This is a genomic window from Kitasatospora sp. NPDC034023 (assembly GCF_055575795.1).
Genome location: NZ_JBVIRY010000082.1, coordinates 1 through 11536 on the forward strand (window position 1 = coordinate 1; position 11536 = coordinate 11536).

The window sequence follows — 11536 nt, forward strand, 5'->3', positions numbered from 1 at the left end:
TCATGCAGCGACAACGTCGAGATCACCCGAATCGGGAACCCGCGAACACTCGTGCTGGTCCCAAGCCCCGTGTGGGGTTTGCGGATGGCTTCTCAATGGCCGCCAGGGGATGCCCTCATAGTGACTCCAGATACGCATGTGTGCACTTTGAAGCAGCATGAGACAGGGCGTGACAGAGGTTGTTCACAGTCCGGCAGGACCTGCTCCCGCAACTGTGGGAAAAGCACATGAAGGCGGAGTTCCCTGGGCACCTTCGCGGTCGAGAAGTCGAGGGCGAAGACCTGGTGCAGCTGGATGCGGACGTCGCCGGCTGCGTCTCCTCGTCCCTGTCGAGCGTTCTCGACGAGAGGCGCTGCGGAAGTCTTCGGACGTGCATCGAGGTCCTTGAGAGGGTTCTACCATGGATCGGGGACGGGGACGGGACCAGGTACTACGAGCGGCTGCACGAGATGGCCGTGTTGGCAGTCGGACTTGGGAACGTGAGCGACTGACCGCGCGGCCCTGGGTCGAAACGGCCACACCGAACCAGATCAACTGAGACACCACTCCGCGTCCAGTCACCCGGGACCAGGTGACATGAGATTCTCGACCGCCTGGCGTCTCAACTGATCTGGTCGCCGCAGGCCACAGCCCTACCAGCAGACCAGATCATTCGAGACGGGACACAGGCCGGTGCAACGCGCCACTGCAACACGCCCGCCCCACGCCCCTCCCGGCCACATAGCACCTGGTCAGACCCGCAAAACGGCCCCGTGTTGCACCCCGCGCAACACCGCGTTGCACCCCCACGGTGCACCCGCCACCAGGCAACCGACCACCACCACCAGAACAAGGCCGGCCCCGACAGCGGCCCGCCGGCCCCGCCCGCACCCGACCACCCCGGACGGCCCCGCCTGACGCGTGGTCAACCGCCCGGGACGATGTATCCAGAACAGACGGCATTGGTCGGGCAGGAAAGGGGCGGCGCCTGCTTGACAGGTGATGTCGGAACAGTCGGCGGGCCTGCGGGCCGTGGATCATCGGTCGTGTCTCCGAGAAGGACAGTCATGGCACACCCGCCCACCACCAGCGCCGCCCAAGCGGTCACCGCACGGCGTTGCCATCGCTTCACGTCGTCCCCCTCGCCTGCACCGTGGCAGCGGCCACTGTATCCAGCGCAGCGCAGCCCCGCCCAAGCAGAACCGCCCAGCAGCGGCAGACCCCGGACGCAGCGAGCGCGCCCCGAACGGCAGCCACGGCAGCGAAGGGCGGAACAAGCCAGACCAGACGGCGGCCAGGCCGGATCCGCAGCGACCAAGGGTGGCACCGCCTGGGCCTCGGGCCGGGCGCAGCACCAGGACAGCGGCGCCGGGACGGGCCTGGACAGCGGACAGAGGGACCAGAGACGGCCAGGCCGGGCACCCCTGGGCGGGCAGGGGCACGGCCTGGACAGCGGCCCGGGGGTGCAGCCAGCGGCCCAGGGCGCAGCAGCAGAGCGGCACGGGCGCGGCCCAGGCAGCACGCAGCACGCAGCAGCGGCAAGGACGCCCTCGCCGTGACCGCGATTTTCCGTGATCGTTGAAGCGGGTATGGACACTTCACAGCGAGCCCAGGCGCGTCGCGGCGCAATCGCCGCGCTGGCGGTACAGCGCGGATCGCGGCTGAGCCTGGCAGCCGTTGCTCTGGTCGGCACCCTCGCCCTCGCGACGGTCACCCCGGCCATGGCCGCCCCCGAGCAGACCCGAGGCTGTGGCTGGAACGCGAGCCGCAACGGCGAACGCGCCTACTACGAGCACTGCGCCACCAACACCAACGTGTGGATTCAGGTCAAGCGGTTTCCCCGGTCCGACTACCACCGCTGTGTCGGCCCCGGCCGCACCAACCTGGACTCGGATGCCACTGGCGCCTGGTACGACAGCACCTACCAAGGCGGACTGTGCTCCCACCCCGGTGACACCGGACCCTGACTGGCCTCCGCCTGGTGTCACTACCAGTGCTGCGCTGCTACTGAAGTTGAACTCGTGATGTCGCTCGGATGGGTGAAGCGGTAGCGTTCGCCTGCCGTTGGAGGGTTCGTCCCGGTAGTCGTGTGCTGTGAGGTATGCACAGGGCGGCGGTTTGACCGACGCGGAGAGGGCCGCGCGGGAGCGGATCCGACGGCAGGCCGTGGATCGCTTCGAGGGCGGTGAGAAGAATCGGGACCGGTCAGCGCTCGCGGATGTCTCCGGATCCCGCCCGGCCTTCTCGCGGACCTTGCCGCGCAGCCGGTCGTGGAACTCCCGGACCAGACCCAGGTCGCGCCAGCGGCGGAAGAACGCGTAGACCCGGTCCCACGGCGGGAAGTCGGCCGGCACGGCTCGCCACTTCGTGCCGTTGTCGACCAGGTAGTGGCGCCATCGACGCGGACGCTGCCGCGCGGGCCGTCCTGTCGGGACGCGCGACCACCACACCGAAGACCGCAGACGGTCCGGCAGCGGACTTGCGGGTTCTGCGGTTGGCCAAGGAATCGGCCGTCAAGGCGCGCACTCAGGCGATGAACCAGCTCAAGGCAGTCCTCCTTGCCGTCGAGCCGGACCTTCGCGAACTGCTCACCGGCTTGACCAATCCGGCGCTGGTCGCCACCTGCGTGGCACTGGGCGAGGATCGAGGTGAGGCCGTCTTCACGATGCGCCTGCTCGCCCGCCGGATCCAGAACCTTGGTCAGGAGATCAAGGAGTTGACCCGGCGAATGACCGCAGCTGTCCGGTCCAGCCGGCCCCAGCTCCTGAAGCTCGTCGGCGTCGGCCCCGACAGTGCCGCGGTCCTCCTCTCCGCCGCAGGTGACAACCCGGACCGGCTCACGGACGAGGCGTCGTTCGCCGCATTGTGCGGGGTCAGCCCAGTCGAGCAATCCTCCGGGAAGACCCAGCGGCGACGGCTGAACCGCGGCGGTCACCGGCAGGCCAACGCCGCCCTCTACCGCATCGTCCAGTCCCGCCCACGCTGGGATGAACGCACCCAGGCCTACCTGCAACGGCGCACCGCCGAGGGCATGTCCAGGCGTGAGATCATCCGCTGCCTGAAGTGCTACGTCGCCCGAGAGCTCTACCGGCACATCCGGCCTTCTGCGAGTCCAGTGACTCCTTCGGCAGTTTGACGAACCATAGGGGCATCCCCGACATCCACGTTGAACTCGCCGCCGACCCCGGGGTACTGGTCGACGCGCACAGTCTCCGGCCGGACACCGACTACCTCGTGGTCGCCCGGGTCTGGAACGGCTCCCCGACCGGCCCGGCGCCGGGCCTCCCGGTCAAGGTCGGCTATCTGGCATTCGGTGCGGGCACCACCCCGCACGACATCGGGATGACCAAGGTGGACCTGCCGGTGAAGGCCGCCGTCGGCTGCCCCGCGTTCGCCACGGTGCCATGGCACACCCCGGCCACTCCGGGTCACTACTGCCTGCTGGTTGAGCTGCTGTGGGACGACGACGCCAACCCGGCCAACAACCTGGGCAGAGCAACACCGACGTGAAGCCGCTCAACTCGCCCCACGCGACGTCACGTTCCCGGTTCGCAACAACCGGCCCGATCGCGCGACCGTCACGCTGGCGCTCGACAGTTATGCCATCCCGCCGCTGGACGCGTGCGGTGAGGACCCTCCCGAGCAGCAGCGGCCACGGCTCGACCGGCATCGCGTCGAGCACTGGCCGATCCCGGACGGCTGGCAGGTGACGGTGAATCCGGCGGAGGTGACGCTGGACCCGGGCGAACAGGCCGAGGTGACGGTCGACACCACGGCACCCGACGGTTTCGTCGGCCGACAGGCGATCAACGTGCACGCCAACGTCGGCAGTGAGCTCCTGGGAGGGGTCACGCTCTACGTCGACGGCACCGGGTAGGAGGAAGGACCATGTTTGACGCCGGAGCGATCATCTCCACAAAACCATCGGGACGTGGGCCGAGCCGCGAGGCATACGAGGAGCCCCCGAAGTGAGCACCGGTCACCACCACGGTGGCCGGCACTTCACGCCCGTCGGTGCGTTCGTGTCGGCATGGGGGAATTCAGAGTTCCTTGGTCATGAAGACACGGCTGGTGCCTGCCGGGGCGCACGGCACTTCGCCCATGCGGTGCCAGCCGTTGCGCTCGTAGAACCCGGGCGCCTGGAATCTGATGGTGTACAGGACGGTGGCCTGGCAGCCTCGCGTCCGCGCCTCCTCCTCGGCCCGGCGCAGGATCTCGCTGCCCAGGCCCGAGCCGCGCAGTTCGGGGGCAGGTGGAAGAGGTCGATGAACAGCAGGCCGAGGGAGGTGCGGCCGGTCAGGCCACCGAGTATGCGGCGGCTGCCGGGGCACGGAGCAGGACCGCCAAGGAGCGGCAGTCGTCGATGCCGGTGTTGAAGCGGTCCAGGGCGTCCGAGATCAGCGAGGTGTCGCAGGGGAGGGGCGCGTCGGTCAGGACGAGCTCTGGCGCGGGCCCGCTCGGCTGGTCCGGTGCGCGCGAGGGCGTGTGCGTGCAGCGCCACAGGTATCGGGCGATGAGTCGCAGCATCGGGTGTTCGCGCTCCGTCGGGGGCGGTTCCGGCCGGCGCGGTCGGAGCCGAGATCTGCTCCCACGCCCTGGACGCGGGCTGGGTCACCAGAATCGGCACCGGCCGCGCCCGGGCAGTGACGGAACCCGGTCGCCGGGCGTTCCACGACCGCTGCCACGTCCCGCAGGACCACCTCCCAGGCTGGCGGGCCAGCGCGGCTGATGGGCCGCTCGTGGGGGACGAGGCACAGGGCCTGCGGCAGCCGGGCGTGCGGATCGCGGCACCGTCCGCAAGCCGCGGCCGGTACGGTGGACCGGCCGGGCCTGCGGCCGCTCCGCGGCTTTCCGTTCGGGGCCCGCGGGGGAGGTCCGTTCGTGGAGCCATCGGAGCACGAGTACGTCGTCGACACCGTCGCCAACACGGTGAGCGGTGGCACGTTCCACGGGCTGGTGGTCCAGGGCGGAGTCGTGCACGTCCACGTCTCCGAACCGCAGGCCTTCCGGGGGCCGGCGGGCGTGCCCCTGCGCTCCGTCACCGACCCGATGGCGCTCAACGTCCGCCGGAGCATCGCGACCGACCAGGGCGACGGCGGCGCTCTGCCGGCCTACGTCGCGCGGGCGCACGACACCGCGTTGCACGCGGTGGTACGGCGGGCCGCCGACGGTGCGAGCAGTACGGCCGTCCTGGTCGGCGGTTCGTCGACGGGGAAGACCCGGGCGTGCTGGGAGGCCCTGCGAGAGCTGCCGCCGCACTGGCGGGTGTGGCATCCGCTGACGCTCCGTCGGCTCCTCGCGGCGCTCCGGACGCCCGGCGCGATCGTGCCGTACACGGTGGTGTGGCTCGACGAGGCGCAGTCTTACCTGCTCCAGCCCGCCAACCCGCTCGGCGAGGAAGCCGCCGTGGGCCTGCGCGAGCTGCTGACCGCACCGGAGCGCGGGCCGGTCCTCGTTCTGGGCACCCTGTGGCCCGAGTACTGGCAGCTCCTCGACGACGAGCGCCACCGGGACACCCGGGCCCTGTTCGAGGGTCGCGGCATCCGGGTGCCGGACGCCTTCACCCGGCAGGACCTGGCCGAGCTCGAGCGGGTCGCGGAAGCGGACCCGCAGCTCGCCGAGGCGGCCGCGCAGGCACGGGACGGCGAGGTCGCCCAGTACCTGGCGGGGGTGCCCGCGCTGGTGGAACGGTACGAGACGGCCCCGTCGGCCGCCCGCGCCCTGATGGAGACGGCCATGGACCTGCGGCGCCTGGGCCACGGCGTGGACCTGCCGTGGTCCCTGCTGGCCGCCGCCGCTCCCGCCTACCTCTCGCGCAGCCGGCTGGAGACGGCCGCACCCGAGCGGTGGGAGGAGGCCGTCGTCGTCGCCACCCGGCCGTGCCGCGGCGCCCCCGGACCGCTCACCGTGGTCCCCTGCACCCACGCGGACGGCCCGCTCCCGTCGGACCAGCCGTGGTTCCGGCTGGCCGACTACCTGGAACAGCACGGCCGTCACACCCGCGGCCACGAGGTCCCGGCCGCCGGCTTCTGGGAGGCCGCCGCGGACCACTGCGCGTGCACCGACGACACCATCGCCCTCGGCTGGTCCGCCCTGATGCGCCTGCGGCTGCGACACGCGGACCTGCTCTACCGGAAGGCGTACGAGGCCGGAGACCCCGCCGCGCTCAGCGAACTCGCCGAGATCCAGGAGCGGACCGGCCGTTCGGAGGAAGCGGACCGCCTCGCCCGGGAAGCGGCCGGCCAACAGGACATGACGGTCTTCCAGCGCCTGGCACGCATGCGCGAACGGGCCGGAGCACCGCGGGAGGCGGCGCGGCTGTACCGGGCGAACGCCGAGGCCGGCAGCAGCTTCGCCCCCTGGGACCTCGCCTGGCTCCAGGAACGCAACGGCGACCGGTCCGCGATGGACCGGCTCGCCGCCCAGGCGCTCGCTTCGGGCGACTACGACGCCCAACTCGCCGTCCCCTGGATCCGCATGGGCCGGGACAAGCACCCCACGCTGGACGGAATGGTCCACGACGCCGCCTTCCGGGGAAGCGCCGTCGCCCTGTGGGCCATCACGACGGACAGCTACGAGAGGGACCTGGCCGACCCGGATCCGGAACAGCCCGAGGAGGCCTGCCGCCGCGCCGCCGACGCCGGGCGGAGTCAGGCCCTGGAAGCTCTGGCCGAACGCCGATCCGCCGACCCGCACTGGGCCCAACTGCTGCGCTACGGCCTGGAACCCGACGGCCGGACCTCCCCGCCCTGGACCTGACCGGACGGCGCCCCGGGGCCGGCGGCAGGCGCAAGCCGACCTCGGCGCCGCCCCCGGTGGCGGTCGGCGTGCCCGTCGGACGGCCTCGCCGGGGACCCGCGTCGGAGGTGAAGCCGGAGCCGCAGCCGGCGAATGACCCCTCGAATTCACCACCCTGGACGACCGGTGTCGAAATACCGCAGGCCGGCCTCCCAGGCCGCGTCGACGGCGGCTGCCGCGTCCGCGGCCGGGGTGACCTGGTGGAGGTTGCCGATGGTGGAGGCCCCGAAGCCGAGTTCGGTGAGCTCGACAGGGGTGCTGCCGACCTTCCGGCGCCCCATGTTCCGATGTGTCAACTGTCCTCCCAGAGAAGCGGGTGCGGTGACCGCCCCGGGGCCCGTCACCTTCTGACGGCGGCCGAGCCGCCTGCCATGAGCGTCTCCACCTCGGCGCGTGAGGCCATGGACACGTCGCCGGGGGTGGTCATGGTGAGGGCGCCGTGCGCGGTTCCGTAGGCCAGGGCGCGGCTCAGTGCGGCGGCGTCGAGGTTCGCCACCGGTCTGGCACCGCCCTTCGATCCGTCCTCTTCACTGTCGGTGGTCAGCAGTCCGTAGATCAGGCCGGCCGCGAAGCCGTCGCCGGAGCCGATGCGGTCAAGGACCTGCAAGCCGGACATCTGTGGGCCGCGGACGAACCCGGCGCGGGCCGACCAGGCGGCCGAGGACCAGTCGTTGACCCCGGCGGAGGGCACTTCCCTCAGGGTTGTCGCGAGCACCTCGGCTCGGGGCAGGAGCCCGGCCACTTCGGCGAGGGCGTCCTGCACCTCGTCCGCCTCGACCCGCAGCGCCCCTGGGCAGGGTCCGGCCAGGCCCAGGGCGCCGACGACGACATCGGCGTGGCGGGCGAGCCGCAGGTCGGCCTCGCGGGCGGCGTCGGGGCCGCCCCGGCCGGCCCAGAGGCTCGGGCTGGCACCATGGGCACTCCCAGCTCGCGGCATTTGGCGACGACGTCCTCGTCGAAGCTTCGGCGCACCGGGCGCCTCCCGCCGCGAGCGCGTCGGCCGGCGGGCCCGCGGTCGTGGCGGAGGGCGCGGTCAGCACCGGCATGACGCGGGCTCCGTCCAGCACGGAGGCCAGGTCGGCGGTCATCGGCCGAGCCAGCCGCCGTCGACGGGAAGGACGACGCCGTGGACGTAGGCGGCGGCGTCCGAGGCGAGGAACACCGTGGCCCCGGCGAGGTCGTCCGCGTCGCCCCACCGTCCGGCAGGGATACGGTCGAGGATGGCCTTGCTGCGCACGGGGTCGTCCTGGAGTGCCTGGGTGTTGTCGGTGGCGATGTAGCCGGGGCGATGGCGTTGACGTTCACGCGGTGCGGGGCCCACTCGTTGGCCAGCGCCTTGGTCAGTCCGGCGACGCCGTGCTTGGCGGCGGTGTAGCCGGGGACGGTGACGCCGCCTTGGAAGCTGAGCAGCGAGGCTGTGAAGACGATCTTTCCCTGGCCGCGTGCCACCATCGTCGCGCCGACGTCCCGGGTCAGTGCGAACTGCGCACCGAGGTTGACCCGGAGTACCAAGTCCCAGTCCGCGTCGGTGTGTTCGGCGGCCGGGGCGCGGCGGATCGTGCCCGCGTTGTTGACCAGGATGTCCACCGGCCGCTCGCGCCCGGCCAGGTCCGCACCGAGGGCCCGGAATGCCGCGGGGTCGGCGAAGTCGGTACGGATGGCCTCGAAGGTGCGGCCCGCGGCGAGGACGTCCTTCTCCACGTCGCTGCCGGTCTCCTCCAACTGGGCGCTGACGCCGATGACGTCCGCGCCGGCCGCGGCGAGTGCGCGGGCCATGGCCCGGCCGATGCCGCGCCGGGCGCCGGTGACGACGGCGAGTCTTCCGGTGAGGTCGAAGGCGCTCATGCGATCGCTCCCTGGGTGTCGTCGGTGCAGTCCACGAGGATCTTCATCACGTCGCCGCCGCCCTCAGGGCCTCGAACGCGGCGGGCGCCTCGGTGAGCGGGACGACCTTGCTGATCAGCCGCTCCGCCGGGATCGCCCCGTCGGCCACCAGGGCCACCGCGCGCTCGAAGTCGGAGCGGTCGTACAACCGGGCTCCCACCAGGGTGAGTTCACGCCAGAAGAACCGGTGCAGGTTCACTTCACGGGGGCGAGGGTGGATCGCCACCAGGCACAGCCGCCCGCGCACACCCAGCACGTCGACCGCCGTCTCCACACCACCCGCAGCCCCCGACACCTCGAACGCCACATCCGCACCCGCACCCGCAGTCCACTCCTGCACCAGCGCCGACACGTCATCACCCGCCAGCACAGGCTGCGGGCAAGCACGTCGCGTACGTGGACATGAGCAGCCTGACCACGGCCGACCTCGCCGACGCTCTGCATCCCAACGACGCGGGCTACCAGAAGATGGTTGATGCCTTCCACCGCGGTATCCAGGCGGCGGACAGCGCCGGGTGGCTGAAGAACCCCGCCCCCGCCGCCGCGCGCGTGCAGTCCGACATCGCCGGCAAGTGCCTGGATGTCAACGGGGCCGGCACCGCCGACGGGACCGCCGTGCAGACCTGGGGCTGCAGCGACGGCGTCAACCAGCAGTGGTCCGCCTACCTCGACGGCACCCTCCGCTCCATGGGCAAGTGCCTCGACGCCGCGGGCGGGGGGACGGCCAACGGCACCAAGGTACAGATCTGGGCATGCCACGGCGGCGCCAATCAGGCCTGGCAGCCCTACAACGGCGGCTACCGCAACCCGGTCTCCGGCCGCTGCCTCGACGTTCCGGGCTTCTCCACGGCCGACGGCACGCAGCTCCAGCTGTGGGACTGCCACGGCGGCTCCAACCAGAAGTGGACCACCCTGACCGCCGGATGACCCCCCACCTCCCGGGACCTGAACCCGCTCCGGGACCAGGTCCCGGGGAGACCGTCGGCGGCGGACGATGCAGGCCATGGTGCCGCCCGGCCCGTAGGCACGCCCGAGACCGAGCCGGCACGCGGTCATGGTGGCGGCCACCAAGGATTCCCCCGATTCCCTACGTACGGCCCGTCGGAATGTGACTCTCGGTGATCGAAGCGGCGACTCGGCGAATCGCCGGGGCGCATGTGTGAGTGCGCTCAGAAGACAAGGTGGGAGTCCGCTTCCGGGTCTCCGGAACGGCCTTGCGCTCGTGGAGCGTCGCGTTCAGGTGTTTTGCGGGTGGAGGTCGAGTGTGATGTGCGGGGCGAGTGCGTGCAGGAAGTCAGGTGCGTCGAAGATCTCGCCGGCTGAGGCGACGCCAACGGTCTTGGTACGGCCGGTCAGGACGCGTTCGAGGGCCTCGACGGCCAGGGGCGCGGTGACGGCGTAGATGTCCTGGCCGCTGGCCGTGGCCCGGCGTTCGGTTCCGCCCGAGCGCACGGCGACGTCGACCAGGAAGGTCTGGTCGGAGCGCCCGTTCAGGTCGGTGGCGGTCGGGGCCGGTGTGTGGGGTGCGGCGATGTCTCGGACCGCTTCGGCGGTCATGTAGGTGGTCACGTCCGGAATTGGCAGGTGATGGGGGACGGTGACGACGTCCGCCATCGTGAACTCCCCGATCACTTCCCGGGGTCCCATCGGTTCCGGGAAGGTCCACTCCAGGGTGGGCGCGGCGTCGGTGCGCTGCTCCCACTGTCCGCCGCGGTAGCGCAGGCGGACGTCGCCGCGCCGCTCACGGGAGACGGCACCGGACAGGCGGGTGCCGGGGGTGGGGTGCCAGCTGCTGAGCGCGTAGGCGATGTGGGCCTCCTCGGCCGCGGTCCAGTCGCCCATCGCCGCGGTGGCCAGCAGGTCGCCGAGGCCACCGAAGAAGGCCATGGCGGGGACGATCACCGCTCCCGCTTCCTGGGCCCGCTCGCGGTAGTGGGCGAAGGTGTCGAGATTCGCCTCGAGTTCGGCGGCCACGTCCAGGTACGGGATCTTCGCACGGAGCGCGGCTTCGATCACGGGGCCGGTGGTCGTCGCGAAGGGGCCGGCGCAGTTGATGACCGCTACGGTTCCCGCCAGCGCACGGTCCAACGAGTCCGCATCGTCGACCGATGCCACCCGGGCCTCGAGCCCGAGCTCGTCGGCCAGCTCCCGCACAGCCTGCGCGTTGCGCCCGGACGGCACCGGGACGAACCCACGCCCGGCCAACTCCGCGACCACGAACTTCCCTGTGTGACCGTACGCGCCGAACACCGCCACCAGCTGACCCGACCCCATGAGACCCTCCCGTGCACTCGAACGCCGCTGCGCCGTCGATCCGCCGCGGCCTGACACTCACATCCTGGCCCCCCGGCAGCACCCCGCACGAGCGTCGGAAACGACATGGCACGTACAGTTTCAGACATGCCCGCCGTTGCGCTGGCCGTCACCGACGGCATGCTCCACTACGAACTGTCCGTGGCCGTCGAGGTCTTCGGAGCCGACCTGACCCACATCGTGGACCCCTGGTACGACTTCTCCGTCTGCGGGAACGGCCCGGTGCTCGTCGACCGCTTCCGCCTCGAACCCGACCACGGACTCGGCCACCTCGCGCACGCGGACACGGTGATCGTGCCCGGCTGGGCCGACACGGACCGCGAACCACCCGCCGAACTGATCGAGGCGGTGCGCGCCGCCCACGCGGCCGGCGCCCGCGTCGCCTCCCTGTGCACGGGCGCCTTCGTCCTGGGCGCGGCCGGACTGCTCGACGGAAAACGCGCCACCACGCACTGGGCTCACACAAGGAGCCTTCGCCATCTTCGAACATGCTGGTCGGAGGGGCTGGCGTGACGGTTGTCCGGGGTGCTCGTCCTGGTCGTGGGCGGGAGTCTGCGGTCTT

9 protein-coding genes and 7 pseudogenes are annotated in these 11536 nt (G+C 71.5%); 8 read left to right on the forward strand and 8 right to left on the reverse strand.

Annotation, left to right across the window (positions count from 1 at the left end; genetic code table 11):
* The first annotated feature begins 227 nt into the window (after positions 1-227).
* Together ACZ52R_RS42910 and ACZ52R_RS42915 are read left to right on the forward strand one after the other, a co-directional pair.
* Entirely contained in the window at positions 228-491 is a 264-nt protein-coding gene (locus ACZ52R_RS42910; protein WP_465755516.1) for a hypothetical protein, read from the forward strand.
* A gap of 1077 nt (positions 492-1568) precedes the next feature.
* The gene (locus ACZ52R_RS42915; protein WP_465755517.1) at positions 1569-1946 is read left to right on the forward strand and encodes a DUF6355 family natural product biosynthesis protein; all 378 of its coding nucleotides are present in this window, start codon (positions 1569-1571) and stop codon (positions 1944-1946) included.
* 360 nt (positions 1947-2306) lie between these two features.
* Here the strand turns inward: ACZ52R_RS42915 and ACZ52R_RS42920 are convergent.
* Positions 2307-2429: pseudogene (locus ACZ52R_RS42920) on the reverse strand (hypothetical protein); the annotation flags it as partial.
* A 44-nt stretch (positions 2430-2473) separates the two neighbouring features.
* On the opposite strand from ACZ52R_RS42920, the gene ACZ52R_RS42925 reads away from it, so the two are divergent.
* Genes ACZ52R_RS42925 through ACZ52R_RS42935 form a run of 3 tightly spaced genes read left to right on the forward strand, consistent with a single transcriptional unit; the run spans position 2474 to position 3856 of the window.
* Positions 2474-3115, forward strand: coding sequence for a transposase (locus tag ACZ52R_RS42925; protein WP_465755518.1), 642 nt, complete (start codon positions 2474-2476; stop codon positions 3113-3115).
* On the forward strand, positions 3112-3489 hold the full coding sequence (locus ACZ52R_RS42930; RefSeq protein ID WP_465755519.1) for a hypothetical protein: 378 nt from the start codon (positions 3112-3114) through the stop codon (positions 3487-3489). The genes ACZ52R_RS42925 and ACZ52R_RS42930 overlap by 4 nt, the downstream gene beginning before the upstream one ends.
* Complete coding sequence (locus ACZ52R_RS42935; protein ID WP_465755520.1) at positions 3425-3856, forward strand: COG1470 family protein; 432 nt, start codon at positions 3425-3427, stop codon at positions 3854-3856. Before ACZ52R_RS42930 ends, ACZ52R_RS42935 begins: the two co-directional genes overlap by 65 nt.
* A 163-nt stretch (positions 3857-4019) precedes the next feature.
* Here the strand turns inward: ACZ52R_RS42935 and ACZ52R_RS42940 are convergent, their stop codons facing one another.
* Positions 4020-4310, reverse strand: a complete 291-nt coding sequence (locus ACZ52R_RS42940) for a GNAT family N-acetyltransferase (protein WP_465626599.1) — start codon at positions 4308-4310, stop codon at positions 4020-4022.
* Complete coding sequence (locus ACZ52R_RS42945; protein WP_465755521.1) at positions 4276-4506, reverse strand: hypothetical protein; 231 nt, start codon at positions 4504-4506, stop codon at positions 4276-4278. The genes ACZ52R_RS42940 and ACZ52R_RS42945 overlap by 35 nt, the downstream gene beginning before the upstream one ends.
* 354 nt (positions 4507-4860) lie before the next feature.
* On the opposite strand from ACZ52R_RS42945, the gene ACZ52R_RS42950 reads away from it, so the two are divergent.
* Entirely contained in the window at positions 4861-6738 is a 1878-nt protein-coding gene (locus tag ACZ52R_RS42950) for a tetratricopeptide repeat protein (RefSeq protein WP_465755522.1), read from the forward strand.
* A 164-nt stretch (positions 6739-6902) separates the two neighbouring features.
* Here ACZ52R_RS42950 and ACZ52R_RS42955 read toward each other — a convergent pair.
* The 4 pseudogenes from ACZ52R_RS42955 to ACZ52R_RS42970 form a co-directional block, all read right to left on the reverse strand.
* Positions 6903-7058: pseudogene (locus ACZ52R_RS42955) on the reverse strand (aldo/keto reductase); the annotation flags it as partial.
* A 59-nt stretch (positions 7059-7117) separates the two neighbouring features.
* Positions 7118-7681 (reverse strand): annotated as a pseudogene (locus tag ACZ52R_RS42960) (carbohydrate kinase family protein); the annotation flags it as partial.
* A 180-nt stretch (positions 7682-7861) separates the two neighbouring features.
* A pseudogene (locus tag ACZ52R_RS42965) lies at positions 7862-8622 on the reverse strand (SDR family oxidoreductase).
* A pseudogene (locus ACZ52R_RS42970) lies at positions 8619-9025 on the reverse strand (zinc-binding dehydrogenase); the annotation flags it as partial. The pseudogenes ACZ52R_RS42970 and ACZ52R_RS42965, both read right to left, overlap by 4 nt.
* A 2-nt stretch (positions 9026-9027) precedes the next feature.
* Between ACZ52R_RS42970 and ACZ52R_RS42975 the strand changes: the two are divergent.
* A pseudogene (locus tag ACZ52R_RS42975) lies at positions 9028-9588 on the forward strand (ricin-type beta-trefoil lectin domain protein); the annotation flags it as partial.
* A gap of 309 nt (positions 9589-9897) precedes the next feature.
* Here the strand turns inward: ACZ52R_RS42975 and ACZ52R_RS42980 are convergent.
* Entirely contained in the window at positions 9898-10935 is a 1038-nt protein-coding gene (locus ACZ52R_RS42980) for a saccharopine dehydrogenase family protein (RefSeq protein WP_465665535.1), read from the reverse strand.
* A 126-nt stretch (positions 10936-11061) separates the two neighbouring features.
* On the opposite strand from ACZ52R_RS42980, the pseudogene ACZ52R_RS42985 reads away from it, so the two are divergent.
* A pseudogene (locus ACZ52R_RS42985) lies at positions 11062-11448 on the forward strand (DJ-1/PfpI family protein); the annotation flags it as partial.
* Between the last annotated feature and the right edge of the window lie 88 nt (positions 11449-11536).

Excerpts from the sequence above, each read along its gene's own strand:
- ACZ52R_RS42910 (WP_465755516.1), top strand. The coding sequence starts at position 228 with ATGAAGGCGGAGTTCCCTGGGCACCTTCGCGGTCGAGAAGTCGAGGGC.
- ACZ52R_RS42915 (WP_465755517.1), top strand. The coding sequence starts at position 1,569 with ATGGACACTTCACAGCGAGCCCAGGCGCGTCGCGGCGCAATCGCCGCG.
- ACZ52R_RS42945 (WP_465755521.1), bottom strand. The coding sequence starts at position 4,506 with ATGCTGCGACTCATCGCCCGATACCTGTGGCGCTGCACGCACACGCCC.
- ACZ52R_RS42980 (WP_465665535.1), bottom strand. The coding sequence starts at position 10,935 with ATGGGGTCGGGTCAGCTGGTGGCGGTGTTCGGCGCGTACGGTCACACA.